Origin of the sequence: Loktanella sp. PT4BL (assembly GCF_003201935.1) — a bacterium.
In the GTDB taxonomy this organism is placed as follows: domain Bacteria; phylum Pseudomonadota; class Alphaproteobacteria; order Rhodobacterales; family Rhodobacteraceae; genus Yoonia.
This window is the reverse complement of record NZ_QJJL01000001.1, coordinates 910470-934633: the sequence shown is the minus strand read 5'-3', so window position 1 is coordinate 934633 and position 24164 is coordinate 910470. Positions and strand designations below refer to the sequence as shown.

The following is a 24164-nucleotide window of genomic DNA, read 5'->3' as shown; positions in this document are numbered from 1 at the left end:
GATTGATGAACCGAGAAACGGCTACTTCGAAAACATTCCAGAAATTGACACCTTTGTGTGGTAAACGATCATAATGAAGAGCCGTATCCGACAAGATGCCATTGTCCGCAGCCTGCGCCGAAGCGCCACGAGCAGCATTGAGGCCTTGTGCGTTGAGGTCGGTGCATCGCGCAGCACAATCATCCGCGACCTCTCGGCCCTGCGGGACGAGGGTTATGTCATTCACGCAGAACAGGGACGCGGGGGTGGATTGTATCTGGACCCGAGTTCAGTGCAGACGAGAGCCCAACTGTCGGTTCCCGAGGTTTTCGCATTGATCATCAGCGTGGCAAGCATGCGCGCTGCGGCAATGCTGCCTTTCTCCAGTCTGGCCGATGCGGGGCTTGCCAAGATCGAAAAGGCGCTGCCACCTGACAAGCTGCGCGATCTGCGCAGGTTACTCGAGTGTCTCTATGTTGGGCCACTCGCCGCTGCGGTTGATACTTCAGGGGTGCAAGAGATGGTCCCTGATCTCTTGCCCGCGTTTGAACAGGCTTTTCTTTGCCGACAATGCCTTCGGTTCCAATATTCGGATGCAAAAGGGGTCAAAACCGAGCGGCAGGTTGAGCCACAAGCCATGCTTATCCTGCCACCTCTTTGGTATCTGGTCGCGTGGGATCCTTTGCGCCAGGATTTCCGGCACTTCAGGATGGACCGCATCTCTCAACCGGTCGCCGTCGAAGGCGCACCGTTCCGGTCCAGACACGTCACGTTTGATGATGGCGTAGAGCCTGTGCGCTATGCATAGACAACGGTACGGCACTGCGCTTGTCTGCCTCAATCGCGGTACCGCAACGCTGAAAGGCCATCGTTTCGGGCTGGAATCCTTGCCGCCAAACCGTGTCGGTTGATTGAAACCTCAAACCAGACATATTGTGTGCCGCGAAACACGCGTGAGGTGATGATTGTGGCAGAACAGACTATGGCAGCGGGTTTTGCCGCAGCCTTCGCAGAGTACGCATGCGACAAAGGCGCAAACCGGACCACGCTGCTTGCAGAAAGCGGATTGACCGAGGACGATCTGTCGGATCAGGACAATCGTATTCCTGTTGGAGCCTATCAGGCGCTGATCGGTACCGCGATACAGCAAACCGGCGATACGGCTTTGCTGCTGAGGCACACGTTGGAATCGCGACTTGAGACCATGTCGGTTGTCGGGCAGATCGTCCACTCCTCGGCGTCGCTTGCGCATTCCATTGACCGGTTGAACCGCTATTTGCACTTGATGGCCGACGTGAACCTGCCTGCCGGTGCACCCCGCTTCGAACTTCAGCACACACAAGACGGGCTCTGGATTGTTGACCATCTGATTGTCCCGCCGGACCAGTATCTGGGCATCGAAGCATCGTTTGCGCGCTTTATCAGCGAATTCCGTCGGTCCTTCCCTGACGCGACATTCGAAATCGGGTTGGAGGTCACCTATCCCCCGCCCCCGCATGTCGACCAATATCCAGAGCTCTTCCGCGTTCCGGTGCAGTTTCATGCCAACCGCAATGCACTCCGGATTGATCCCGTCTGGGACAGCCCCGAAACACTGTTCGAACCGGGAAACGCATACGCCTTTGGTGTCTTTACGCGCCATGCCGACGCCATGCTCAAGGAACTGCAGGCCGACACATCCATCCGCGCACAGATTGAAACACAGATCCTGCCCAAACTGCATGAAGGTACAATCTCGATGGACAGGGTCGCAAAAGATACCGGCATGAGCCGCCAGACACTTTATCGCAGGCTCAAGGATGAAGGGATCACTTTCGCCGAAATCCATGATGACCTGCGCAGGCGCATGGCGATAGAGTATCTCGACGCGCAGAAAGTGACCGTCAACGAAACGGCTTATCTGCTGGGGTTCTCCGAAGCCTCATCATTTGTCCGTGCCTTCAAGCGCTGGACGGGCCTGAGCCCAACTGCCTACTTCAATCAGGCGGCTTGATCGGGTCTGTTACCAAGTGTCAATTCATTGATGCCTGCGGTCATGCCATGACAGGCGGCGACCGGCTATCTGCTTTCTCGAAACACAAAAGAGAAAGTACACACAATGAAACACACATTCTTTATCGCCCTTGCCGGTTTTGGTTTGGTCGCAGCCTGCGCCGACAGCGGTGCCAATTACACACCCATTCTGGATGGCACACCGACACCGGCCTATCAGGCCGATCTTGAGGCCTGTCAGGCCCTCGCGCGCAACCAAAAACAGTTCGATCAGGAAACGATGGCGGCGACTGTCCTTGGTGCCGGTGCCGGTGCCGCACTTGGTGAAGCCGACAGTGGCGATGCCATGGGCGGCGCCATTGCAGGCGCGCTGGCCGGCGGCATCGCAAGTGCCGTGGACGTCAGCGAAAGGCGCGAATCCATCGTGGTGGAATGCCTGCGCGGACGCGGCCACCGCGTCGTCGGTTGAGGCCGGGACGTTGGCTGGAAATTCCCGTCATCGCACCGACCCGCTCTTGGGGACGGGCTATCAAGTGCGGTGTGGGCGGCACGACATCCCGGAACGTCTTTTTCAGGACGTTGGCCTCGGGGATCAGCCGCGCAGAACGCGGCTGATCCCTGGAATACGGTCTTTCCTGAAAAGTCTGTTCCGCCCCAGCCCACGCGCCGGATAAACGAAAGGAACACGCCATGAAACGCGTCTTTATTGCGGGGGCAACGGGCTATCTTGGCCGCTATCTCTGCGCAGAATACCAACGCCGCGGATGGTACGTTATCGCCCTTGTCCGCAAAGCAACCACTGCCGCACCGATCGCAGCCGACCAACTGGTCGAGGCGCAGGCAACCGACCCTGCCAGTCTTAAAGGTGCAATGGCCGGTGCCGAACTGGTGGTGTCATGCCTAGGCATCACGCGGCAGACAGACGGGCTTGGCTATTGGGACGTGGACTTTCAGGCGAACCTCAATCTTCTACGTGAAGCCGAGAATGCAGGGGCAAGCCGGTTTGCCTACATCCACGTCCTGCGTGCGGCCGATCTGGGACACGTCCCGATGGTGGCCGCAAAATCCGCCTTCGTTGCCGAACTGCAGCAAAGCACGGTCGCTGCCACAATTGTCGCACCGACAGGCTATTTCTCGGACATGGGCGACTTTCTGGCGATGGCGCAATCCGGCCGGGTCTGGCTGTTCGGGACCGGCGAAAAGCGGATCAACCCGATCCACGGCGCCGATCTCGCGGTCGCGACCGCAGACGCCGTCGCGGCAGGGCTGGATTGGATTGATGTCGGTGGCCCTGACGTATTCACCCAAAAGGAACTGGCCGAACTGGCCTTTGCCTGTCTGCAAAAACCAAGCCGGATCACCTTCTTGCCAGATGTGCTCCGACGGCTGGCACTCTGCCTGTTGCCGTGGATGACGCCGCGCCGGATCAACGGGCCCGCGCGCTTCTTTCTGAGCGCATTGGCTCTCGATATGGTCGGCACACCACACGGCACCCACCACCTCAAAGAGCACTTTCAAAACACGCTTACCCCCATCAAGACGGTCAGCCCATTGCGGCGACCAACCGAAAGGAAGAAATCATGAACATGCAACGCACCGGCGGCATCGCTGCCCTGACTTGTGCAGCCACCTATATCTTCGGCTTTGTCCTGCTTGTCACTTTGCTGGCCGAACTGGGCTACGGCACAAACGACATTAACGCAGAGGCCGTCGTCCGCTTCAGCGCGGAAAATCAAACCGTCTTGATCGTGTGGAACACGGTGATCTACGTCATCAACGCGCTGGCACTCGCGCTTCTGGTCGTTGCTTTGGCGCGGCGTTTCAAGACGGTCTCTCCGGAATGGAGCACAATCACACTGGCCTTTGGACTGGTCTGGACAACCCTCGTTCTGGGGGCCGGAATGATCGCAAATGTCGCCACCGAACGTGCGGTCGCACTGCTGGCCCAAGGCGACACTGCGGCGGCTGTGCAACTCTGGGAAACCCTGCATGCGGTTGAACTCGGCCTAGGCGGCGGGAATGAAATCGCGGGCGGCGTCTGGATCTTCTGTGTGAGCCTCGCCGGATTGCTTCACCACAGCTTTGGGAAAACTGTCGTTGGTCTTGGCATTCTGACCGGACTTGGCGGGCTCCTGACGATCCTGCCACCACTGGGCGACATTGCGGGCGCGGTATTCGGGCTTGGCGCAATCGCATGGTTCATCGCGGTTGGCCTCACACTCGTGTTTGAGCGCCAAACGCCTTCTGCAACGACGCTTGCATAATCTTCTACGACCCGAGGACTTGACCGATGACGCTTTCCCAAGACCTACAAGCCCTGATCAATGCCGAAAGCGCAAAGCCCTATTCGCACAATGTCATGCTGCGGGTTCTATCCGGCGACAAGCGCGTCGATTTCAAAGGCAGCGCCGGCACCACTGCAACGGATACCCGCTTTGCCATCGCCAGCATCTCCAAGATGTTCACCGCCACACTGATCCTGCAACTTGCTGACGCAGGCCTGATCCGTCTCGATCAGACCGTGCAAAGCATCCTGCCCGATGTTGATCTGTCAGGTCTGCATATCGTCGAAGGTGTCGATTACAGCGCAGAACTGACCGTCCGGCATTTGCTGCACCAGACCTCGGGCCTTGCTGATTACTATGAAAGCGATCTGGCAGCGGATCTCAAACAAGGCAAGGATCGCCACTACGACCTGGATGATGTCCTGCAAATGACGAGGGCGCTGCCGCCGCAGGCCGCGCCGGACAGCGGTAAGTCTTTCTATTCCGATACAAACTACCAACTTCTCGGAGCAGTGATCGAAAAGGTTACGGGGCAGAGTTTTGATCAGGCGCTGCAAGCCCGCATCTGCCAGCCAACCGGTCTCACAGATACCAAGGTCCTGCAAGGGTCCGACGTTGGGCTCCCTCTCCACCACCACAATACACTTCTGACCATTCCCCGAATACTGGCCAGTATGGCGCCGGACGGTGGTATTATCTCGACCCTTGACGAGATGCTCTTGTTCCTGCGCGCCTACATGCAAAACCGGCTTTTCAAGCCAGAGAACGCGACGCAGGCGCGACAATGGAACCGGCTCTTCTTGCCTGTCCAGTATGGATATGGGCTGATGCGGATCAAGCTGCCCCGCTGGATGACGCTCTTTCGCGCCACACCGGAACTGATCGGCCATTCCGGCGCAAGCGGGTCCTTCGCCTATTATGCGCCAGAGCAGGATATCTATCTGATCGGGTCCTTCAATCAGACCGACGCGCCGCAACGCCCGATCGGTTTCATGCTGCAGGTTCTCCGGCTGGTGGCCAATCACAAGGCATTGAAATGAAACGCGCTCTTAAGTGGATCGCCGCTGTCGTCCTTTGCCTGATAGCCGGTATCGCAGGGCTGTTTATAGGCTCGCAGGGCGATGACACGGTCGCGCAACTGGTGACCGATGATCCGTCCTTGCCTGCCATGAACATCAACGGGATCAGGTTGCACATGCGGATCGTGAACGGCCCTGCAAATGCCCCGACCATCATCGTTCTGCACGGTGGCCCGGGGGGCGACTTCCGCTCGTTGCAGGCACTCGAGGCTTTGTCCGACCGCTTCCAACTCGTCTTCTACGATCAGAGAGGAGCAGGGTTATCAGAACGTGTGCCCCAAGACCTTCTGACGCTGGATGGCCATCTGAAAGAACTCAAAGCTGTCATTGACATCGTTTCACCAGAACAGCCGCCCATCCTGATCGGCCATTCCTGGGGGGCCATGCTGGCAGCCGCATTTATCGGCCAGAACCCCGACGACGTACAAAGCGCAATTCTCATCGAACCCGGATATCTGGATGCAAAAGGTCGCACGGCATGGGCGGCCACCGGCAGCACCTATATGTCAGGCCCAACATACTGGTGGCAGGCTGTGATTGCCGGATTTCGCACACAGCATATCACAGGTCCGGACAGCGCGGCGCAGGATGATTTTCTGATCGGCCACATGGTCGGCGTCTTTGCCAACCACCCCGATAATCCGTACCACTGTGGCAGCGGCTACACGGCACCCAACTGGCGCTTCGGCGCGCTGACAAGCAACGTCTGGCGCGGGGCGCCTGATGCAACTGTTGATCGGCTGGGGGCGCAGGTGCGGGCGTTTACCGGCCCGGTCCTGCTTGTCACAGGGTCCTGCAACAGCTGGCTTGGTCCACTGCAAAGCCAATTTGCAGCGCGGTTTGCGGATGCCGGTCTTGCCATCATACCGGATGCCGGACATGACGTGGTCTGGGATCAACCGCAGGCGACGCTCTCTGTGATCCGGCGCTTTCTGAACTGATCCGGCGTCAGCACGCGTGTCCGGCACAAGCGGCGGTCATGGCAGCCTTGCCGCACCGCACCAGAACAACGCACTGCACCCTGATCTATCGCCGGGCAAAGCAGTACCCCAATACGCCCATTCCCAACACCTCCGCCCCGCGCTATATGCGGTCCATGACACAGAACCCGCCAAACCTCCGCCCTGACCTCGCCCCCAAGGCGCGCCTCACCGACACCCCCCGTGCGGGCCAGCCGACGATCGGCATGGTCAGCCTTGGCTGTCCCAAAGCCTTGGTCGATAGCGAACGCATCCTCACCCGCCTGCGCGCGGAAGGTTACGCCATCAGCCCCGATTATGCGGGGGCCGAGGCCGTGATCGTCAACACCTGCGGGTTCCTCGACAGCGCCAAGGCCGAAAGCCTTGATGCAATCGGCGAGGCGCTCAAGGAAAACGGCAAGGTCATCGTTACCGGCTGTCTGGGGGCCGAACCCGATTACATCCGCGAACACCACCCGCAAATTCTGGCGGTCACAGGCCCGCATCAATACGAACAGGTGCTCGACGCGGTGCATGGCGTGGTGCCGCCCGCGCCCGATCCGTTTATCGACCTGCTGCCTGCAAGCGGCGTCAGCCTGACCCCCCGCCACTACAGCTATCTGAAGATATCCGAAGGCTGTAACCACAAGTGCAAATTCTGCATCATCCCCGATATGCGCGGGCGGCTGGCATCGCGCCCGGCCCACGCGGTGCTGCGCGAGGCGGAAAAGCTGGTCGAGGCGGGCGTCAAAGAACTGCTGGTCATCTCACAGGATACATCCGCCTACGGGCTGGACCGCAAATACGATCTGAACCCGTGGAAAACCGGCGAAGTGCGCAGCCATATCACCGACCTGACCCGCGAATTGGGGCAACTCGGGGCATGGGTGCGCCCGCACTACGTCTACCCCTACCCCCATGTGCGCGACCTGATCCCCATTATGGCCGACCCGTCCAACGGCGTGCTGCCTTATCTGGATATCCCGTTCCAGCACAGCCACCCTGACGTGCTGCGGCGCATGGCACGGCCCGCGGCGGGGGCCAAAACGCTGGACGAGATCGCCGCATGGCGCAGCATTTGCCCCGATATCACCCTGCGCTCGACCTTTATCGTGGGCTATCCGGGTGAGACCGAGGCAGAATTCCAGCACCTGCTGGACTGGCTGGATGAGGCGCAGTTGGACCGTGTCGGCTGCTTCCAATACGAAAACGTGGCAGGTGCGCGCTCCAACGCCCTGCCCGACCACGTGGCAGCGGACGTCAAACAAGACCGCTGGGACAGGTTCATGGAAAAGGCGCAGGCGATCTCTGCGTCGAAACTGGAAGCCAAAGTCGGCCGCACGCTCGAAGTGATCGTCGACGACATCGACGAAGACGGGATCGCGACGTGCCGGACATGGGCGGATGCGCCGGAGATCGACGGGAACCTGTTTATTGATGAAGGGGCCGAGGGGTTGGCCGTGGGGGATGTGGTCAAGGTCGCGGTTGAGGAAGCGGGGGAGTATGATTTGTGGGGGGCTCTAGGCGAATAGCCTATAACTCCCCTGCCTCCTCTGTTGATTGCTCTTCAAGTGCCTCTACCGACACATCCGATGCGTCTTGTCTATCAGCTTTAATCTTCGGCGCCGAAGGTCGCCATTCGGTCAAGGATTGGCCGACATCTTGATAGAATTGTGGAACCACTGTTTCGAGATCAGTGATGAAGTTAGCTTGCTGGGTAAATCGGGCGCCTAACCTCTTTGCGTTGAAAATAAAGAAGGAAAGAACCTGCAAGTTTTCCTTTCCGGCTTCGCATATGCTTACATCGTCGCGCAATTCTTTAACTGTGAACTGCGTGTCTTCGCTACGCCCGGGCCATGTCATTCGTACGTGAAGATCATCTATCTGATCCGTGCCAATCTGACGAAGCAGCCAATTGGCGCGCGCTTTCGATGATTTCCGATCACGGGGCGCGCTTAAGGTCATGCCAATATCAATCGTGCGTCTTTTCATGTCAGCACAGATTTCCAAAGGTGCTGCCGCATTAGGAATATCGAAGATCGCCTTCAGACACTGAGTATCTCGCAAGATCTCGAGCGCCTCTTTGTCTCGCAAGACCATATTGCTCTGATGCGCTCGCTTTATGCGTTCACTCACAGCGGTTTCTGTTTGTCGCGAAAGAATAAGCGATAGGTCTTTGGTTTCCTGATGCCAAGCACCAACGACTGCATGCGCTTCTTCTGACCTTTGTGTTATCTTGCCACCAGCGGATACGAGTCTATTCAGCTCAGGCCATTCCGCAGGCATACGCGTGAATCCACGAACACCTGCACTTTCATGCGTCAGGAAACGCCGCAATTCTCGCAACAGCAAAAGCTGATCCTCATCAGCCACTGACCGATTGTTTATCAATAGATCGGCTTCGGTCAAAATGAACATCCAAGACCAGTGATAGACTGGTATTTTCGACTTACTAATCTGCACCTCGCGCATCGGGTGGTTAGTTGGCAAAGAAGTAAACTGATTTGAAATTGTAATGACACAATCAATATCGTGCGCTTTGGCAATACTGCGGTACTTTTCGATCTGATCCGCTCGAAGTTCTGCTGTACCAACCTTAGTTTCTACCAAGGCCCGCCATTCTTTGTTACCGTTTTTCAGTACAATTAAGCCATCTGGTCGATCACTCTTTGAATCCTTCTCTCCCTTGAAAACTACCTCTGTGAAACAAGTTAGGGATGATCGTTTTCCAACCTTAGCGCCGACTGATTTCAGCATCTGGCTTGAAAGCTCATCAATACCCGAAAGGCAGGAAAGGAAAATTGAAGTTGTCCGACCTTCCTTTGATGTGTCCGCCAGAACCGGAAATAAACGCGCAACTTCACCTTGCTGCAGATAATCAGGTAAGTTCATAAGGACTCCAATGCTCGACTACACCCACTCCAATACTCTCTTGAAACAATCCAAGGTTGTCAATTTTTAGCTAAGCCCCGCCCGGCCGCGCCGGGCAGCGGCCGACCTCCCCCCGGAGGCCGCTTTTGCAACGTCGCCCGCATCATCAGCGTTGGATATGTGGCAAATGACTTACCTCAAAATTCCGTTCCCAAGCGTCCTCCAGGTCGGCCGCTGCCCTATTGTTTCGCTTGATATGATGGATCCGAAACGTGGGTTTCACCCACCCCACATCGCATCCAGATAAACCCGCACCGCGTCTTGTACGCGGCGGAAGCGGTCGCCGCCCAGCTTCACGCCGCCGAACCACCGTGTCACCACGATGATGTGGCCTTCCAGCCCTTCACGCTCCAGCATCCGCAGGATCACCATCCCCGCGCCGCTTTCACCGTCGTCATTTTTCAAAGGGCCGTCGGGCAGCAGAACCGCCCATGTGTTATGCGTCGCTTTGGCGTATTTCTTGCGGCGGCACAGTGCCTTCACAAAGGCCCGCGCCTCGTCCGCTGACGCAACAAGGCCACCTGCGACCGCGTATTTCGAGCCGCGGTCGCTCACTGCATTTTCAATGATCTTCAGGACCTTGTCCTCAGATCAGGAAGTGACCTCACGCGCGGCGCCATGGCTGCAGCCGCTGCTCTCGACAGGCATAGGCGACTGCGATGTAGGCGCACAAGCGCCAGCGCCAGCATTCCACGTGGAGCCTGCGGGGCAGGTCTGGGATTGCGCGACGGGCTCTGTCGGGGTCGGAATGGTGGTATCTTGGGCAAAAGCTGCTGCTGGCAGCATCGCGAAGGCAAGTACTGTGAGACGCATAATGTCCTCCTACGGTGACAACGTGAAAGAATGTTAGCCCATCCCGGCACTTAATCAACCGGCGCAATGTCACAGGCTTGACCCACATCAAGGCGAACGGAGCCTTACTTTGCTACATTCCGGCCATGCAAAGAAGGAGAAGCGCATGCAAGATGCCGTTGTGGCCGACAAGCCCAAACCGCCCAGAACCCGCAAGCCAGCAGGCCTGCCACGCATGGCCCGCCGCCCTTATGAGGCCGAAAAGGCGGAACTGCAGGCCGAGCTTTTGAAGGTCCAGCTTTGGGCGCAAGAGACCGGTCAGCGCTTTGTGCTGCTGTTCGAAGGGCGTGACGCCGCAGGTAAGGGCGGCACGATCAAGCGCTTCACCGAGCACCTCAACCCCCGCGCCGCCCGCGTGGTGGCCCTGAACAAACCCACAGACGAAGAACGCGGCCAGTGGTATTTCCAGCGCTACATCGAACACCTGCCCACCTCCGGCGAAATGGTGCTTTATGACCGCAGCTGGTACAATCGCGCCGGTGTTGAGAGGGTGATGGGGTTCTGCAAACCCGAAGAATACCTCGAATTCATGCGCCAGACGCCCGAGCTGGAACGGATGCTGACCCGTTCGGGTATCCGCCTTTACAAATACTGGTTCTCGGTCACGCAGACCGAACAGAAACGCCGCTTTGACGCGCGCGAAACCGACCCGCTCAAGCAATGGAAGCTTTCACCGATCGACAAGGCAAGCCTTGATAAATGGGCGGACTATACCGAAGCGAAAGAGGCGATGTTCTTTTACACCGACACCGCCGACGCCCCTTGGACCGTCGTGAAATCCAATGACAAGAAACGCGCGCGCCTCAATTGCATGCGGCATTTTCTGTCAACGCTGGATTACCCCGGCAAGGATCACGCAATCGCCCAAGCCCCCCAACCCGAGATTGTCGGCAGTGCGCAAAAGGTGATCCATCGGGCAGAGCATATTTTGGGCACCGCGCTGCATCCGGACACGCGCAAGGCCAAGGCCTGACGGCCAACTGCGGGCGTAGGATATTTGCCAGTCCTACGCCCGCGCGCAGCATTTCATCCTCTGGAATGACAAAGAGATCGCACAACGCCTTGTGCGATCATCTGTTCAAGATCTTGCCTTGTGCCGCTTAATCCTGCCGCAGCACTGCAAACGTGTCGCGATTTTCGCAATAGTCGGGGGCATGCTCCAGCTTTGGGGCATCCGACAGCAGGCGGTCGCATTTTCCGACCTGTGTGCAACCACGGCAACTGGTGATCATATCGGCGTATTCGTCGATATTTATCCTGTTTTCATCCAGCGCGGTCGACAGATCGACCTCACAGGCATCGGCCATTTTGATGACACGCCAGAAATGTTCGCGAGCGTCGCCCAAGGTTTGCATCGTTGATCCTCCGGTTGCGGGTAGGTTCAGGATAGCACCCCGCCACGCCCCGCACCTTGCGCTAGATCAAGTCAGTAGGATGCGCCCTTTCCAGTGGTAATCGCCTGCACCAGCGATGCCTCGGCCCATGTATCACGCCCGCCGCGCATCCGGATTGCGGTCAGTTGCGCCTGCGCCAGCACCATATCGCCAGAGGCAACATGACCCTGCCCCATATAGGACCGCGCCAGAAGGTTGTTCGGGTCGGCGGCAAGAGCCGCATCATAATAGGCCATGCCAAGATCGACGCGGCCTGCCTTGCGATGGTTGAAACCGTAATAGGTCAACGCCAGCGGGGCCTCAGGGTTTTCAAGCGTATCCAGCACATCAAGGGCCGCCTGATAATAGCCCGCATAGGCCAGCTCACGCACATCATCCAGTCGGGCGCTGTCGTCATTGGTACTCTCGGCTGGGTCCATGCAGCTTTGTGTCGCCAGATCAAAGACCTGTCCTTCGGCACATTCTGTCGTTGTCTCTGATGGTGTCGGCGGCGTTTCGCTCCCGCCGCCTGCGGCAACGGCAGCCATAGGGAACAGGGCGAGGGTCAGTGTCGTCAGGCGCATCGGTTTCTCCATCGTTGCTAATCGAAAACCTAGCCCGCGACCCGCCTTTGAAAAGAGCGCACCCAAAATGTCGCACAGACCGCTACCACAGAAGGCCCACAATCACACAGACCCACGCAACACCAACCCCGACAGCCGTCACCGCCACAGCCGCCGATCCGCAGTCCTTCGCATGCCTTGCAGCATCGCGTTTTTCTGTGCTGATATCATCCACAACACGTTCAATTGCAGTGTTCATACATTCAGCGGCCAGTACGATAATACCGCCCATCAACAGCATTCCCCGTTCGCCCGCCGAAAGCGGCAACACGAATGCCAGCACGCCAAAAACCACATTCGCCACGAGCCATTGCGACAATGACCCTTCTGTTTTGTAAACATGGGCAAACCCGTCCCAAGACCAGATTGCCCTTTGCCGAACCCGCAAAACCTGTTGCCACATAATTTTAACCTTTCGCGATCTAGACTGAGACTGCGCCATCAGGCTGCGGCTGCCAAGACCTGCTCTGACCCAACGGAACATTTGACCGAACAGGCGAACCGACTAATTTTGTTATGTCACCAAAAAGGTATCTTCTATGTATCCCACCTATGCCCGCTCGGAACGTATCGCTGATGGCACAATGCATGCGGTGGGCGTGTTGGGTGCGATCACAGGGGCCATTGTGCTGATCATCTGGTCGCTGGGCACGGCAACGCCCGGACAGATTGCCGCGATTTGCGTCTACGGCGCCACGCTTATCGCGACATTCGTCGCCTCGGCCTTTTATCACATGACCCCGTGGGAAGGGATCCGCCCGCTCCTGCGCCGCTTTGATCACGCCGCCATCTATCTCAAGATTGCCGGCACCTATACGCCGCTTGTGGTGATGATCGGCAGCGGCTTTGCCTATGCGGTGCTGGCAATCGTCTGGGGACTGGCTGTGATCGGCATGACACTCAAACTCTTCTTCTGGCAGACACCCGGGCGGTTTGGGCCGGCACTCTATCTGATCATGGGCTGGCTCAGCCTTGCCCTTGTCTGGTCGCTCTGGCCGGTTGTGCCCGTCGCGGCGATGGTGCTGATTGCCGTGGGCGGGCTGCTCTATACGGCAGGCGTACCATTCTACGCGAGCGAGACGCTAAAGTTCTCTATCGCGATCTGGCATGGCTTCGTTGTCGCCGCATCGGCCTGCTTTTTTGCTGCTATCGCGATTGCCACAGCGGCGCTGACCTAATCAAGAAACGTCCATGTATCGGCCCCGTCAAAATGGCGGACGGGGATGGAGGCGACAACCTCGGGTGCGGCCAACCGCAGATTCACTGCCATATAGGCATCGGCGCCGTCAGGCTTGAGGTTTTCCCAATGGGTCGTGCAACCGCATATGGTGCAGCTGTGAAACGCCAGTGACCTCTCACCCCATGCATAGGCCGTCGTTGGTCCTGTGATCGTGATTTTCGGCACCTTTGCATAAATCCATAAAGCCCCCAAACGCCGACAGATCGAGCAATTGCATGACGTTGTCCGTTTGGGCACATGGTTGAACGTGTAACCCACAGCACCGCAATGACAGCTTCCTTTGATCATGCTTCGTCCTTACCTCTGCTGCGGTTTACACCCATCAAAGCCCCGCCGCGACCCTTTGCACAGTGCGCACGCGGTCTGCGTTGGGCGGATGCGTGCCCAGAAAACGATCCCCCGGATCAGGAATGCGGAAAAAGAATTCCGCGCCCCGCAGCGGATCAAATCCGGCTGCCGCCGCGATCCGTGTGCCCAGCGCATCAGCCTCCAACTCGAACTCCTTCGAATAGGTCCGCGCGCCCACAGTGGCCCCGATCCGTTGTGCGCTCTCAATATCCGCAGCCCCCAGCGCACCGGCCAAAGCCCCCACCAAAAGTCCGCCCATGGCCGCGTTCTGCTGCTGGCGCCCGATGTGGCCAAGAATATGATGCGCCGCCTCATGCGCCATGACAAAGGCCAGCTCATCGCGGTTGCGCGCCTCGGCAATCAAGGGCACCGTAAAGCCGATCACCGGACGCCCCGCGCGGTCGAGGGTCTGGAACGCATTCACGCCACGTTCGGAACGGGTATCAATCACGATCTGAAAATCACAGTTGGATTGCTGCCGGCTGCTCCGGCAGAATTGTTCTGCCACCGGTTTGACACGGCGCACGACAAACTCGAAATTATCGACCGCCTGCCGCTGGGACAGGCGCGGCGACACCGGTGCGGCCGCTTGCATCACCGGCTGTGGCGTCGGTGCTTCGACCACCACAGGGGAACAGGCGCTGATGACCGCGCAAAGAAGAAGGGGCAAAAAACGGATCATGGGGCCTTCGCTGACAACTTACGCTCCGCGTGAAACTAGCATTTGCCCGCGTCACGGCAACTGTGCAAACAAACGCACGGCACAAGAACGCGCAGGACAGGGCATTGCGCAATTGTAAGCCCGCAAATCCCAAGCTAGGCTGGCCCCATGTTTACAATCGAACACGACTATGATGCCACCGTTGTCACCTTGGTTGATGAAGGTGCCGCCCCCCTGAAAGAAGACGTCATCATCAACGCCTTTGATGATTGCGTCACGATCTCCCAGTTTGATCCACGCACCGACGAGATGGTCCGCATCACGCTGTCGCTCACGCAACTGCGCGATCTTGAGGCGGCACTGGATCTGCCGGAAGGCATCTATCAACTGCGCAAAGGGTAGCAGCACATGACAACAGGTTTCTTCTGGGACGAACGGTGCTTCTGGCACGGTGGCGGCAATTACGCAGGCATGTTGCCGGTGGGTGGGCTGGTGCAACCGCTCGACGGCGGCCTGCCCGAAAGCCCCGAAACCAAACGCCGCCTGAAGAACCTAATTGAAGTGACGGGCCTTGCCCAAGACCTCGCCATGCAAGGTGCCGCCCCTGCCACGCGCGAAGACCTGTTGCGCGTCCACCCTGCGCATTATCTGGATGAATTCAAAGCACTGTCCGACGCAGGCGGCGGCGAACTCGGGCGGCGCACCCCTTTCGGTCCTGGCGGGTATGAACTCGCAGCCCTCTCCGCAGGCCTTGCCAAGGCCGCCCTCGCGGCGGTCCTGCGCGGTGAGCTGACCAACGCCTATTCCCTCTCGCGCCCGCCCGGCCACCATTGTCTGCCGGACTATCCCAACGGGTTCTGCCTGCTCAACAACATCGGCATTGCGATTGAGGCCGCCAAAGCCGCCGGGCTGGCAAACCGCTTTGCCGTGCTCGACTGGGACGTGCACCACGGCAACGGCACAGAGGCTGTATTCTACGACCGCGCCGATGTGCTGACCGTCTCGCTCCACCAGGAACGCAATTACCCCATGGACACCGGCGCCTTTACCGACCGCGGCACCGGTGCAGGCAAAGGCTATAACCTCAACATCCCCCTCCCCCCCGGCACAGGGCATGCGGGCTATCTGGCCGCGATGGAACGTCTCGCCCTGCCCGCCATCCGCGATTTCGCGCCGGATGTGCTGATCATCGCCTGCGGTTTTGATGCCGCCGCCAACGACCCGCTGGGCCGGATGCTGGCCACCGCCGAAACCTTCCAGATGATGACAGCGCAAGTCATGGCGCTGGCCCGCGACGTCTGCGAAGGCAAACTGGTGATGGTCCACGAGGGCGGCTATTCGGAAACCTATGTCCCGTTCTGCGGCCACAACGTGTTGCAGGAAATGTCCGGCAGCAAAATCACCGCGCCCGACCCCTTCGCCGAGGTCTTCCCCCTGCGCCAGCCGGATGCGCGGTTTGATGCGTTCGTGGACAATTGGCTGGCCGAGATGAAAGCAGCACTCTAGGGAATTGCCTTAAAACTGTTGCGTGCCCAGCGCTACGCAGGCGAAATCAAGTCAAGAGCCAAGCACCTGTCACACGAACCCGACCCTTGCGCAGTTTGCGCAAAGGTCCGCTCTGCGGGACGAAACGGCCCTTCGCTTAGCTCCGTAAATTATCCGGACATCTTAGCTTATGATCCGTTTTCCTTTGGCGCGATGGAATGCGGGGTGCGAAGAACCTATTCACCCCGTTCGTGAACGTTTGACTTTAGTCAATCCTCACAATCGCAAATGGCCTGATACTCCCCTCGGGGCCAAGAGGGACCGGCCTCTATGAATGGAGGATACTACAATGAAGAAGATTGGTCTTGTAGCGGCTATTCTTGCCAGTTTTTTTGGAGCGCAGCCCGTTGCAGCGGATGAAGTCGGTGAAAATGAATATATGGTCGCCTGCTCTGGGTGCCATGGTGAGTCGGGGAAAGGCGACGGGCCACTGGCGGCGCTGTTGAAAATCGAAACTCCTGATCTTACGGGTCTTGCCGCCCGACACGACGGAGAGTTTCCGTTTGAATACACGGTTTTCATGGTCGACAGGCGAAATGTGATACCTATGCACGGAAACGAGATGCCGCTCTGGGGGGATCGCTACATAGCCGCAGCGTCCAGCGAACGTGGGGAGACCGCAGAAATGGTCGCACGTGGACGAATCCTCTCTCTTGTTTACTATCTGCAATCAATTCAGGAAGAGTAATCGCGAGAAGGCTCCGGTTCCAAAAGACTACAGAGCCCGCTTCCCTTCAAAAGATTGCGCCTTTTTTTTCGGCCATGACGGCGGGGGGCTTTCTTTGCTGTTCCGGCGCATGGTCCCTAGTTCGGACTAAACCCACAGGTTCTTGATGGGAAAGATGTGCTGTTTCAATTCCGCTACGAGGTCATCCTGCGACAGGTTTCCACAACTGCCGAGAGACGTTGGTTTAAGGGCAGACGACGGTTAACATGGGCGCAAAGCCGCCATTCTCTGAAATTTACGTCAAAGTCCAGCCTGCCGGATCGGACCCTTTCAGAGCGCTGGCCACAGAGCCATCCAATGTCTGAAGCGCGCGAATTGCTATCAACCGCCCCCCTGTTGCCACGCGGCCCCTGCCTTCATATCTGTAGCACACAGAAAATACAGGAACACCGATGCCAGACCGCAACCAAGCCGCTCTCGAATTTCTTCTCACCCGCAGGTCGCGCCCAGCCAAGACGCTGACAACGCCGGTGCCGGACCGTGCCACGCTGGAAACCCTGCTGACGGCTGCCGCGCGCACACCCGATCATGGGAAACTGGAACCCTGGCGCTTTATCGTTCTGGCCAAACCGGCCCTTGCGCGACTGGCCGCTTTGGTGCCCACGCGCGGCACAGCACTTGGCATCGACCCTGAAAAGATCACCAAGGCGCAGGACCAGTTCGCCAATGCCGACCTTGCAGTTGCGGTGATCTGCAGCCCCAAACCCAGCGAGAAAATCCCCCATATCGAACAGGTCTATTCCGCCGGTGCCGTCTGCCTCGCACTGGTCAACGCGGGCCTTGCGGCGGGTTGGGGCGCGAACTGGCTCTCGGGCTGGGCGAGCCATGATGAAACCTTCGTGACCGAAGGCCTCGGGCTTGCACCCCATGAAACCGTGGCCGGTTTCATCCACCTTGGCACCGAAACCAGCGCCCCGCCGGAACGCCCCCGCCCCGACCTCACGGCCATTACCACATGGGCCGATACATGATCCTTGCGTCTTTCCTCAAGGCCCTTGCCCAACTGCCCGACCCCCGCTTTCGCAGCGTCCTGTGGCGCGGGATCGGCCTAACAATCGCTTTGCTGGTGGGCCTTTACGCGGGCCTTCTGTGGCTGATCGAATGGCTGACCGCAGCCCCGATCACCCTGCCCGGCGTTGGCGAAGTCACATGGATCGGCGATCTGCTCAGCTGGGGGGCGCTCGGGCTGATCATCGTGATGTCGATCTTCCTGATGGTGCCGGTGGCTTCTGCCATCACGTCACTCTTTCTGGATGAGGTCGCGCAGGCAGTCGAGGACAAACACTTCCCCACACTTCCCGCGGTCCCCCATGTCACCTTCTGGGACGGGCTGCGCGACAGCGTGAATTTCATGGGTGTGCTGATCGTGGCAAACCTCTTTGCCTTCATCCTCTACGGGCTGTTTCCCTTTGCCGCGCTCTTTATCTTCTACGCGCTGAACGGGTTCCTCTTGGGCCGCGAATATTTCACACTCGCTGCCATGCGCCGTGTCGGACGGGTCCGCGCCAAAGCGTTGCGCAAGGAACACCAAGCGAAAATCTGGCTCGCAGGCTGCCTGATGGCCGTCCCGCTCTCATTTCCGCTGATCAATCTGGTGATTCCGATATTGGGTGCCGCGACCTTCACCCACCTCTATCACGCCGTCAGTCGCGACTGACCTCGGGGGTCGACATCCGCTCGAACCAGTCGATGTCGCGGACCGACACAGCCCCCGACAGGATCGTGCCCGCGATCACAATCCAGATCGGTACAGCCCACATCGTGGTGATCCGCGCCTTGCGCTTGAAACTGAAATTCGCAGGTGACGACGCATGCGTCCCCGGCACGATCTCACCGGCCTCGCCTTGGGTTTCAAGACGCAGCGGCAGGACGATAAAGAAAACAACCGTCCAAATGACTGCAAGCAAAACAAGACCGGATACGGGACCCAAAACGATATTCCTTATGTAGCGTGGCTATCCTTCAGATACGCCGATTGCGCGTCAGGACAAGGGGCTAAACCTGCTCAAGCTCGATCAGACAGCCATTGAAATCCTTGGGGTGCAAGAAAAGCACCGGCTTGCCATGCGCCCCGATCTTGGGTTCACCGCCACCCAGCACGCGCGCACCTTCGGCCAGCAGATGATCACGGGCCGCAAGAATATCGTCCACCTCATAGCAGACATGGTGAATGCCGCCCGAGGGGTTCTTGTCGAGAAAGCCCTGAATGGGCGAGCCTTCACCAAGCGGATAGAGCAGCTCGATCTTGGTATTGGGCAGGTTGATGAAAACAACTGTCACACCGTGATCCGGCTCATCCTGCGGCGCGCCCACGTCAGCCCCCAGCATGGTGCGGTACTGCGCGCTTGCGGCCTCCAGATCAGGCACGGCTATTGCAACATGGTTCAGACGGCCAATCATGCGGGTCTCTCCTCTTTTGCACTTTATGGCGCGTGCAAACGTCGTGTGCAACGGACGATGCGGTTAATCACCTCTTCACCTTGTGCTGCTTTGAATGTGGGAGCTGCAACGAAGGGAAGAATCAGATGGCAACGCTTGATGAACTGATGTTTACCCGTGCGCCCACCGCACGCCGCCCGCTGCTGGGGCTGACCGTTCTTGTGGTCGAAGACAGTCGCTTCGCAAGCGAGGCGATCCGCCTGATGTGCCTGCGTTCGGGCGCGCGGCTCAGGCGCGCTGACAGTCTGGAAAATGCGCGGCGCCATCTGGCGATCTACCGGCCCAACGTGCTTTTGGTCGATGTGGGCCTGCCCGACGGGTCGGGGCTGTCACTGCTGCGGATGCTGGCCGCAGCAACCCCGCGGATCGAGGTGCTCTTGGGGATGAGCGGTGATGATCACGCGCATGATGTGATCGCCGCAGGTGCCGACGGCTTTGTCGCCAAACCGGTCGACAGCCTGCTGGGATTTCAGACCGCAATTCTGGAAAACCTGCCCAAGGAACGGCAACCCGCAACCCCCCGCGCGGTATCCGATGAAACGATCCGGCCCGATCTGGTCGCCTATCGCGACGACCTGCATCATATCGCGCAGGTGCTTGACGACACGGACGAAGATGACACGCTGGATTATATCACACAGTTTCTTGGCGGCGTGGCACGCAGCGCCAAGGATCATGACCTCGACGCTGCTGTCACAAACCTGATCCGGCTGCGACGCGCCGGCCAGAACGCGGGGCCCGGCGTCATAGCCCTGTCACAGCTGGTGCAGACACGGCTCGCCGCAGGCGGGCCGCTCTAGCGACAGTAGTCTAGCTTTCGGGTGGCAGAACACGCAGACGCAATTCGCGCAACTGCTCGTTCTGTGGCTCGCTCGGCGCGCCCATCATCAGGTCTTCGGCGCGCTGGTTCATCGGGAACATGATCACTTCACGGATGTTCGACGCATTCGCCAGCAACATCACGATCCGGTCGATCCCCGCGGCACAGCCCCCGTGGGGCGGCGCGCCATATTGGAAAGCGTTGACCATGCCGCCAAAGCGCTTTTCAACTTCGTCCTTGCCATATCCGGCCAGTTCAAACGCCTTGAACATGATCTCGGGGCGGTGGTTCCGGATCGCACCGGACACCAGCTCATAACCGTTGCAGGCCAGATCATACTGGTATCCGAGCACCTTGAGCGGATCACCCTCGAGCGCCTCCATCCCGCCTTGCGGCATCGAGAAGGGGTTATGTTCGAAATCAATCTTGCCGGTCTCTTCGTCCTGCTCGTAGATCGGGAAATCCACGATCCATGCGAATGCAAAACGGTCCTGATCCGTCAGGCCCAGCTCATCACCGATAACAGTGCGCGCCTTGCCTGCTACGCCTTCAAACGCTTTCGGCTTGCCACCAAGGAAGAACGCCGCATCACCAAGCCCAAGGCCCAACTGCTGGCGGATCGCCTCGGTCCGCTCCGGCCCGATGTTCTTGGCCAAAGGTCCAGCCGCTTCCATGCCACCTTCAATCTCGCCGGAATTCAGCTTGGCCTGCGCCTCTTTCACAGAAATCCCCAGCTCTTGCGCCACCGCATCAGCGGTCTTTTCGCGCCAGAAGATATAGCCCATCCCGGGCAAACCCTCTTTCTGGGCAAAGGCATTCATGCGGTCACAGAATTTGCGCGAGCCACCTGTCGGTGCAGGAATAGCACGCACCTCGGTGCCTTCCTGCTCCAGCAGTTTGGCAAAGATCGCAAAACCGGATCCTGCAAAATGCTCGGAGACCACCTGCATCTTGATCGGGTTACGCAGGTCAGGCTTGTCGGTGCCATACCACAGGGCGGCATCACGATAGCTGATCTGCTCCCACGTCTGGTCAACCTTCCGGCCCCCGCCGAATTCCTCAAAAATGCCCGTCAGCACAGGCTGGATCGTGTCAAAGACATCCTGCTGCTCGACAAAGGACATCTCCAGATCAAGCTGGTAAAAATCCGTGGGCGACCGGTCTGCGCGCGGGTCTTCGTCGCGGAAACACGGCGCAATCTGGAAATACTTGTCATAGCCCGACACCATGATCAGCTGCTTGAACTGCTGGGGAGCCTGCGGCAGGGCATAGAATTTACCGGGGTGCAGGCGCGACGGGACCAGAAAATCGCGCGCACCCTCAGGGGACGACGCGGTGATGATCGGTGTCTGGTACTCGCGGAACCCACTATCCCACATCCGGCGCCGCATCGACGCCACAACGTCGGTCCGCAGCTTCATGTTGTGCTGCATCGCCTCGCGGCGCAGGTCCAGATAGCGGTACTTCAGGCGGGTTTCCTCAGGATATTCCTGATCGCCAAACACCATCAGCGGCAATTCCTTGGCCGCACCCAGCACCTCAATCGCGCGGATAAACACCTCGACCTCGCCGGTGGGCAGCTTGGGGTTCACCAGCTCGGGATCACGCGCCTTTACCTCGCCATCAATGCGGATACACCACTCGGACCGCACCTTTTCCACATCGGCAAAAGCCGCCGAATCCGGATCACAAAGCACCTGCGTGATGCCATAGTGATCACGCAAATCAATGAACAAGATGCCCCCGTGGTCGCGCACACGATTGACCCAGCCCGACAGGCGGACAGTTTCCCCGACATTAGCGGCGGTCAGATCGGCACAGGTATGGCTGCGATAGGCGTGCATGGGTCAATTCCTCAAGGCATTAGGACGGTGCGGTTGGTCGGCCCGATACACCCCTTTGCCCGGATGAAGTCAACCGTTCCTCATCATCTTGCAAGAAAAACTCCCGCCGGAGGCACCAAAATGCGCCGAATTTTGGTATCAAGGTGCCTGACCCTAGCCCCGGTTCAGAACAAACCGGCACGCAGGCGCACCCGTCGCACAACAGCTTTCCTCGACACAGCGCAGACGCGGGTCCACCAAGCTGCGAAAAAGCGTCTCGAAGACCGCAGCATGCCAATGGCACAGCGGCGTTTCACTGACTTCCCCGCGCACGATGGGATTGTCCCTGATCTCGAAAACCAAAGGACCCGTCACCGCAAATTCACCTGACCCCGCAAAGGTCCATGCATGTTGCGCAATCGCCTTTGACAGGACCGGCCCAGCCAGCGCAGCGGGCAGAACCCGCAACAACAGCTGCGCAGGTTTCGGAATGCGCCGCGCCATAATATAGCGCGCCGTCCGCTCACCGGCGGCCCAGGCCAGCGACGGGGCCATTTCCGGTTCGATCGCGCGCAGGGCCTGATGCATGCGCGCGGCAGGCCCCTCCGGCATCATTCCCTCATCGCTTGGCGGCGCAAACACCCCTGCAGCGGCCATCACCTGATCACGCAAAGGCTGGCCACCGGCGCGTTCCAGCACGGGCAACAGTTGCAGGATCGCGTTCGGCCCGATCAGGCCCGCACCGCGATTGGCATCGTCAGGCGTCCTCCATTTGTTCGGACCCGCCGCCGCAGGCCTTAATCTGGGCACCATTCGGCATCTTGAAATCGGCCGCACGTTCCGCAGCCCTTTCCTTGCCCTGCGCACGGATCGCGGCACGGCGCTCGGCTGCTCTCGCGGCCTTATCGGCGCTGGCCTCCCAATCCTCCATCTGTGCCTCGGCAATCGTGCGGGTCTCATCGAAATGGAAATCAAGGTTCTTCTTGGATTGCGGCCCCGTATAGCCCACCTTGCCCAGATCATAGAAGGTCCGCGCAAAGCCCGCCTTCATGAACGCCTTCAGACATCCAAGCAGATAGCGCCGCCGGAATCCCGTGCCGCGCCAAGGATAATGGAACAGCGCCTTTTTCATATAGAACCGGCGATAGTTGTTCATCACACCGTCCAGCAATTCACCGCGCGTCATCGCTGCCGGTTTCATGATCGGGGTCACAAAGTTGTAGCGGCTGAAGTCGAACACCTCGACCTGATCCTTCAACTCCTGAAACAGCGGCGTGAACGGCCAGGGCGTGTACATCGCCCAGTTGGCAAGATCCGGCTGCCAGTCCCATGCCATCTTATAGGTCTCGTTCAGGGTCTCGGGCGTCTCGTTGTCCAGCCCCACAATAAACTGCGCCTCGACCAGAATATCGGCCTCGCGCAGCAGGCGGATGGCCTCTTTATTCTCTTCGACCTTGGTTTCCTTGTTGAACTGGTCCAGCTTCATCTGCGCTGCGGCCTCGGTCCCCAGACTGACGTGAACCAAGCCCGCCTCGCGGTAGAATTTCAGCAATTCGCGGTCACGATAGATGTCCGTCACCCGTGTATTGATGCCCCATTTTACCTTATCAGGCAGCCCCCGCGCGATCAGCTCCTCACAGAACTGGATAAATTTCTTGCGGTTGATGGTGGGTTCTTCGTCGGCAAGAATAAAGAACCCCACCTGCTGTTCGTTTACCAGACGCTCGATCTCGTCGACCACCTTTTTGGGGTCACGCACGCGGTAATCACGCCAGAACTTCCACTGGCTACAGAACGAACAGGTAAAGGGACAGCCGCGCGCCATATTGGGAATAGCCACGCGCGTGTTCAGCGGAATGTAGATGTATTTCTCCCACTCCAGAATGGTCCAGTCAGGGTCGATCCCGTCCAGATCCTTGACGGTGCTTGCCGCAGGGGTCGCGACAATCTCGTCCGCATCAATAAACGCAAGCCCCTTGATCTTCCGCTTCTCGGCGGGCCAGCGGCCATCGCGCACCGCAGACATCAGCTCGGTCACGATCTCCTCGCCCTCACCCCGCACGATCACATCGACCCACGGCGCCTCGGAGAGCACTTGCTTATACATAAACGTCGCATGAACCCCGCCCAAAACACGCAAAGCGCCGGGCGCATGCTCTTGCGCGATGCGCAGCACCTCTTCGGCCTTATAGATCGACGGCGTGATGGCGGTGACCCCGATAACATCGGGCTGCAACGCCGCAATTTTCTCGGCCAGAAATTCATCGCTGTGATCGTTGGTCATCGCGTCGATGAAATGGATGTCATCAAACCCGACACGGCGGAGCGATCCTGTGAGATACGCAACCCAGGCAGGCGGCCAGCTGCCCGCAATCTCGGCCCCACCCGAGCGGTAATTGGGGTGAACAAACAGAATGCGCATGGACAGCTCCTTATTATGTAAGTCTAGCTTTACATATTTAGCTGTCTATTTTTGTTGACATAGATC

General features: G+C 58.7%; 29 protein-coding genes. 16 read left to right on the top strand and 13 right to left on the bottom strand.

Annotation, left to right across the window (positions count from 1 at the left end; all coding sequences use genetic code 11):
• Nucleotides 1-73 precede the first annotated feature (73 nt).
• From C7964_RS04495 to rimO, 8 genes are all read left to right on the top strand, one after another.
• Nucleotides 74-787 (top strand): helix-turn-helix transcriptional regulator, encoded by a 714-nt coding sequence (locus tag C7964_RS04495; RefSeq protein WP_110278417.1) that lies wholly within the window; start codon nucleotides 74-76, stop codon nucleotides 785-787.
• A 159-nt stretch (nucleotides 788-946) separates the two neighbouring features.
• Nucleotides 947-1972, top strand: a complete 1026-nt coding sequence (locus C7964_RS04490) for an AraC family transcriptional regulator (protein ID WP_110278579.1) — start codon at nucleotides 947-949, stop codon at nucleotides 1970-1972.
• 105 nt (nucleotides 1973-2077) lie between these two features.
• Entirely contained in the window at nucleotides 2078-2440 is a 363-nt protein-coding gene (locus C7964_RS04485; RefSeq protein ID WP_110278416.1) for a glycine zipper family protein, read from the top strand.
• 221 nt (nucleotides 2441-2661) lie between these two features.
• Nucleotides 2662-3555 carry an SDR family oxidoreductase gene (locus C7964_RS04480; protein ID WP_110278415.1) on the top strand — a complete coding sequence of 298 codons (894 nt, stop codon included), beginning with the start codon at nucleotides 2662-2664 and terminating at the stop codon, nucleotides 3553-3555.
• The gene (locus C7964_RS04475; RefSeq protein ID WP_110278414.1) at nucleotides 3552-4235 is read left to right on the top strand and encodes a DUF4386 family protein; all 684 of its coding nucleotides are present in this window, start codon (nucleotides 3552-3554) and stop codon (nucleotides 4233-4235) included. The genes C7964_RS04480 and C7964_RS04475 overlap by 4 nt, the downstream gene beginning before the upstream one ends.
• A 26-nt stretch (nucleotides 4236-4261) precedes the next feature.
• Nucleotides 4262-5296 carry a serine hydrolase domain-containing protein gene (locus C7964_RS04470; RefSeq protein WP_110278413.1) on the top strand — a complete coding sequence of 345 codons (1035 nt, stop codon included), beginning with the start codon at nucleotides 4262-4264 and terminating at the stop codon, nucleotides 5294-5296.
• Nucleotides 5293-6276: an alpha/beta fold hydrolase gene (locus tag C7964_RS04465; protein WP_110278412.1), complete on the top strand. Its 984-nt coding sequence runs from the start codon at nucleotides 5293-5295 to the stop codon at nucleotides 6274-6276. The genes C7964_RS04470 and C7964_RS04465 overlap by 4 nt, the downstream gene beginning before the upstream one ends.
• A gap of 155 nt (nucleotides 6277-6431) precedes the next feature.
• Entirely contained in the window at nucleotides 6432-7826 is a 1395-nt protein-coding gene (gene rimO, locus C7964_RS04460) for a 30S ribosomal protein S12 methylthiotransferase RimO (protein WP_110278578.1), read from the top strand.
• Between the two features lies 1 nt (nucleotide 7827).
• On the opposite strand, the gene C7964_RS04455 is transcribed toward rimO, so the two are convergent.
• The 3 genes from C7964_RS04455 to C7964_RS04445 all read right to left on the bottom strand — a co-directional run bounded on the left by C7964_RS04455 (nucleotide 7828) and on the right by C7964_RS04445 (nucleotide 10038).
• Entirely contained in the window at nucleotides 7828-9186 is a 1359-nt protein-coding gene (locus C7964_RS04455; RefSeq protein WP_110278411.1) for a hypothetical protein, read from the bottom strand.
• Between the two features lie 258 nt (nucleotides 9187-9444).
• Nucleotides 9445-9780, bottom strand: coding sequence for a YigZ family protein (locus C7964_RS04450; RefSeq protein ID WP_502693551.1), 336 nt, complete (start codon nucleotides 9778-9780; stop codon nucleotides 9445-9447).
• A 36-nt stretch (nucleotides 9781-9816) separates the two neighbouring features.
• The gene (locus C7964_RS04445) at nucleotides 9817-10038 is read right to left on the bottom strand and encodes a hypothetical protein (protein ID WP_110278409.1); all 222 of its coding nucleotides are present in this window, start codon (nucleotides 10036-10038) and stop codon (nucleotides 9817-9819) included.
• Between the two features lie 145 nt (nucleotides 10039-10183).
• Here C7964_RS04445 and ppk2 point away from each other — a divergent pair, with 145 nt between their 5' ends.
• The gene (ppk2, locus tag C7964_RS04440) at nucleotides 10184-11050 is read left to right on the top strand and encodes a polyphosphate kinase 2 (protein WP_286163759.1); all 867 of its coding nucleotides are present in this window, start codon (nucleotides 10184-10186) and stop codon (nucleotides 11048-11050) included.
• A 127-nt stretch (nucleotides 11051-11177) separates the two neighbouring features.
• Here ppk2 and C7964_RS04435 read toward each other — a convergent pair whose 3' ends face one another.
• The 3 genes from C7964_RS04435 to C7964_RS04425 all read right to left on the bottom strand — a co-directional run bounded on the left by C7964_RS04435 (nucleotide 11178) and on the right by C7964_RS04425 (nucleotide 12476).
• Nucleotides 11178-11432, bottom strand: a complete 255-nt coding sequence (locus C7964_RS04435) for a DUF6455 family protein (protein WP_110278408.1) — start codon at nucleotides 11430-11432, stop codon at nucleotides 11178-11180.
• A 71-nt stretch (nucleotides 11433-11503) separates the two neighbouring features.
• The gene (locus tag C7964_RS04430; RefSeq protein ID WP_110278576.1) at nucleotides 11504-12034 is read right to left on the bottom strand and encodes a hypothetical protein; all 531 of its coding nucleotides are present in this window, start codon (nucleotides 12032-12034) and stop codon (nucleotides 11504-11506) included.
• Between the two features lie 82 nt (nucleotides 12035-12116).
• Nucleotides 12117-12476 carry a diacylglycerol kinase gene (locus C7964_RS04425; protein ID WP_110278407.1) on the bottom strand — a complete coding sequence of 120 codons (360 nt, stop codon included), beginning with the start codon at nucleotides 12474-12476 and terminating at the stop codon, nucleotides 12117-12119.
• 136 nt (nucleotides 12477-12612) lie between these two features.
• Between C7964_RS04425 and trhA the strand changes: the two genes are divergently transcribed.
• Entirely contained in the window at nucleotides 12613-13251 is a 639-nt protein-coding gene (gene trhA, locus C7964_RS04420) for a PAQR family membrane homeostasis protein TrhA (protein WP_110278406.1), read from the top strand.
• Here the strand turns inward: trhA and C7964_RS04415 are convergent.
• On the bottom strand, nucleotides 13248-13601 hold the full coding sequence (locus C7964_RS04415) for a GFA family protein (protein ID WP_110278405.1): 354 nt from the start codon (nucleotides 13599-13601) through the stop codon (nucleotides 13248-13250). The two genes, trhA and C7964_RS04415, sit on opposite strands and share 4 nt — an antisense overlap.
• A 34-nt stretch (nucleotides 13602-13635) precedes the next feature.
• Entirely contained in the window at nucleotides 13636-14343 is a 708-nt protein-coding gene (locus C7964_RS04410; RefSeq protein ID WP_110278404.1) for a M48 family metallopeptidase, read from the bottom strand.
• Between the two features lie 147 nt (nucleotides 14344-14490).
• Here C7964_RS04410 and C7964_RS04405 point away from each other — a divergent pair, with 147 nt between their 5' ends.
• The 5 genes from C7964_RS04405 (at nucleotide 14491) to C7964_RS04385 (ending at nucleotide 18251) form a co-directional block, all read left to right on the top strand.
• On the top strand, nucleotides 14491-14724 hold the full coding sequence (locus C7964_RS04405; RefSeq protein ID WP_110278403.1) for a DUF8831 family protein: 234 nt from the start codon (nucleotides 14491-14493) through the stop codon (nucleotides 14722-14724).
• Nucleotides 14725-14730: 6 nt separating this feature from the next.
• The gene (locus C7964_RS04400) at nucleotides 14731-15828 is read left to right on the top strand and encodes a histone deacetylase-like amidohydrolase (protein ID WP_110278402.1); all 1098 of its coding nucleotides are present in this window, start codon (nucleotides 14731-14733) and stop codon (nucleotides 15826-15828) included.
• A 328-nt stretch (nucleotides 15829-16156) separates the two neighbouring features.
• Nucleotides 16157-16555, top strand: coding sequence for a c-type cytochrome (locus tag C7964_RS04395; protein ID WP_181417100.1), 399 nt, complete (start codon nucleotides 16157-16159; stop codon nucleotides 16553-16555).
• A 431-nt stretch (nucleotides 16556-16986) separates the two neighbouring features.
• Nucleotides 16987-17565, top strand: a complete 579-nt coding sequence (locus C7964_RS04390) for a nitroreductase family protein (RefSeq protein ID WP_110278401.1) — start codon at nucleotides 16987-16989, stop codon at nucleotides 17563-17565.
• Entirely contained in the window at nucleotides 17562-18251 is a 690-nt protein-coding gene (locus tag C7964_RS04385) for an EI24 domain-containing protein (RefSeq protein ID WP_110278400.1), read from the top strand. Before C7964_RS04390 ends, C7964_RS04385 begins: the two co-directional genes overlap by 4 nt.
• Here C7964_RS04385 and C7964_RS04380 read toward each other — a convergent pair.
• A complete protein-coding gene (locus C7964_RS04380) occupies nucleotides 18238-18525 on the bottom strand; it encodes a DUF1467 family protein (RefSeq protein ID WP_110278399.1) in 288 nt (95 codons plus the stop codon). The two genes, C7964_RS04385 and C7964_RS04380, sit on opposite strands and share 14 nt — an antisense overlap.
• A gap of 64 nt (nucleotides 18526-18589) precedes the next feature.
• Nucleotides 18590-18994, bottom strand: coding sequence for a methylmalonyl-CoA epimerase (gene mce, locus C7964_RS04375; protein WP_110278398.1), 405 nt, complete (start codon nucleotides 18992-18994; stop codon nucleotides 18590-18592).
• 125 nt (nucleotides 18995-19119) lie between these two features.
• Between mce and C7964_RS04370 the strand changes: the two genes are divergently transcribed.
• The gene (locus tag C7964_RS04370; protein WP_110278397.1) at nucleotides 19120-19833 is read left to right on the top strand and encodes a response regulator; all 714 of its coding nucleotides are present in this window, start codon (nucleotides 19120-19122) and stop codon (nucleotides 19831-19833) included.
• 10 nt (nucleotides 19834-19843) lie between these two features.
• Here the strand turns inward: C7964_RS04370 and aspS are convergent, their stop codons facing one another.
• The 3 genes from aspS to bchE all read right to left on the bottom strand — a co-directional run bounded on the left by aspS (nucleotide 19844) and on the right by bchE (nucleotide 24098).
• Complete coding sequence (aspS, locus tag C7964_RS04365; protein WP_110278396.1) at nucleotides 19844-21697, bottom strand: aspartate--tRNA ligase; 1854 nt, start codon at nucleotides 21695-21697, stop codon at nucleotides 19844-19846.
• A gap of 153 nt (nucleotides 21698-21850) precedes the next feature.
• Complete coding sequence (gene bchJ / locus C7964_RS04360; RefSeq protein ID WP_110278395.1) at nucleotides 21851-22489, bottom strand: bacteriochlorophyll 4-vinyl reductase; 639 nt, start codon at nucleotides 22487-22489, stop codon at nucleotides 21851-21853.
• Nucleotides 22434-24098 (bottom strand): magnesium-protoporphyrin IX monomethyl ester anaerobic oxidative cyclase, encoded by a 1665-nt coding sequence (gene bchE / locus C7964_RS04355; RefSeq protein ID WP_110278394.1) that lies wholly within the window; start codon nucleotides 24096-24098, stop codon nucleotides 22434-22436. The genes bchJ and bchE overlap by 56 nt, the downstream gene beginning before the upstream one ends.
• Nucleotides 24099-24164: the final 66 nt, after the last annotated feature.

Excerpts from the sequence above, each read along its gene's own strand:
- C7964_RS04475 (WP_110278414.1), top strand. The coding sequence starts at position 3,552 with ATGAACATGCAACGCACCGGCGGCATCGCTGCCCTGACTTGTGCAGCC.
- C7964_RS04415 (WP_110278405.1), bottom strand. The coding sequence starts at position 13,601 with ATGATCAAAGGAAGCTGTCATTGCGGTGCTGTGGGTTACACGTTCAAC.
- trhA (WP_110278406.1), top strand. The coding sequence starts at position 12,613 with ATGTATCCCACCTATGCCCGCTCGGAACGTATCGCTGATGGCACAATG.
- C7964_RS04495 (WP_110278417.1), top strand. The coding sequence starts at position 74 with ATGAAGAGCCGTATCCGACAAGATGCCATTGTCCGCAGCCTGCGCCGA.
- mce (WP_110278398.1), bottom strand. The coding sequence starts at position 18,994 with ATGATTGGCCGTCTGAACCATGTTGCAATAGCCGTGCCTGATCTGGAG.
- C7964_RS04425 (WP_110278407.1), bottom strand. The coding sequence starts at position 12,476 with ATGTGGCAACAGGTTTTGCGGGTTCGGCAAAGGGCAATCTGGTCTTGG.
- C7964_RS04465 (WP_110278412.1), top strand. The coding sequence starts at position 5,293 with ATGAAACGCGCTCTTAAGTGGATCGCCGCTGTCGTCCTTTGCCTGATA.
- C7964_RS04480 (WP_110278415.1), top strand. The coding sequence starts at position 2,662 with ATGAAACGCGTCTTTATTGCGGGGGCAACGGGCTATCTTGGCCGCTAT.
- bchE (WP_110278394.1), bottom strand. The coding sequence starts at position 24,098 with ATGCGCATTCTGTTTGTTCACCCCAATTACCGCTCGGGTGGGGCCGAG.
- aspS (WP_110278396.1), bottom strand. The coding sequence starts at position 21,697 with ATGCACGCCTATCGCAGCCATACCTGTGCCGATCTGACCGCCGCTAAT.
- C7964_RS04455 (WP_110278411.1), bottom strand. The coding sequence starts at position 9,186 with ATGAACTTACCTGATTATCTGCAGCAAGGTGAAGTTGCGCGTTTATTT.
- C7964_RS04470 (WP_110278413.1), top strand. The coding sequence starts at position 4,262 with ATGACGCTTTCCCAAGACCTACAAGCCCTGATCAATGCCGAAAGCGCA.
- C7964_RS04405 (WP_110278403.1), top strand. The coding sequence starts at position 14,491 with ATGTTTACAATCGAACACGACTATGATGCCACCGTTGTCACCTTGGTT.
- C7964_RS04400 (WP_110278402.1), top strand. The coding sequence starts at position 14,731 with ATGACAACAGGTTTCTTCTGGGACGAACGGTGCTTCTGGCACGGTGGC.
- C7964_RS04430 (WP_110278576.1), bottom strand. The coding sequence starts at position 12,034 with ATGCGCCTGACGACACTGACCCTCGCCCTGTTCCCTATGGCTGCCGTT.
- C7964_RS04385 (WP_110278400.1), top strand. The coding sequence starts at position 17,562 with ATGATCCTTGCGTCTTTCCTCAAGGCCCTTGCCCAACTGCCCGACCCC.
- C7964_RS04435 (WP_110278408.1), bottom strand. The coding sequence starts at position 11,432 with ATGCAAACCTTGGGCGACGCTCGCGAACATTTCTGGCGTGTCATCAAA.
- C7964_RS04390 (WP_110278401.1), top strand. The coding sequence starts at position 16,987 with ATGCCAGACCGCAACCAAGCCGCTCTCGAATTTCTTCTCACCCGCAGG.
- C7964_RS04395 (WP_181417100.1), top strand. The coding sequence starts at position 16,157 with ATGAAGAAGATTGGTCTTGTAGCGGCTATTCTTGCCAGTTTTTTTGGA.
- bchJ (WP_110278395.1), bottom strand. The coding sequence starts at position 22,489 with ATGGTGCCCAGATTAAGGCCTGCGGCGGCGGGTCCGAACAAATGGAGG.
- C7964_RS04445 (WP_110278409.1), bottom strand. The coding sequence starts at position 10,038 with ATGCGTCTCACAGTACTTGCCTTCGCGATGCTGCCAGCAGCAGCTTTT.
- ppk2 (WP_286163759.1), top strand. The coding sequence starts at position 10,184 with ATGCAAGATGCCGTTGTGGCCGACAAGCCCAAACCGCCCAGAACCCGC.
- C7964_RS04410 (WP_110278404.1), bottom strand. The coding sequence starts at position 14,343 with ATGATCCGTTTTTTGCCCCTTCTTCTTTGCGCGGTCATCAGCGCCTGT.
- C7964_RS04485 (WP_110278416.1), top strand. The coding sequence starts at position 2,078 with ATGAAACACACATTCTTTATCGCCCTTGCCGGTTTTGGTTTGGTCGCA.
- C7964_RS04370 (WP_110278397.1), top strand. The coding sequence starts at position 19,120 with ATGGCAACGCTTGATGAACTGATGTTTACCCGTGCGCCCACCGCACGC.
- rimO (WP_110278578.1), top strand. The coding sequence starts at position 6,432 with ATGACACAGAACCCGCCAAACCTCCGCCCTGACCTCGCCCCCAAGGCG.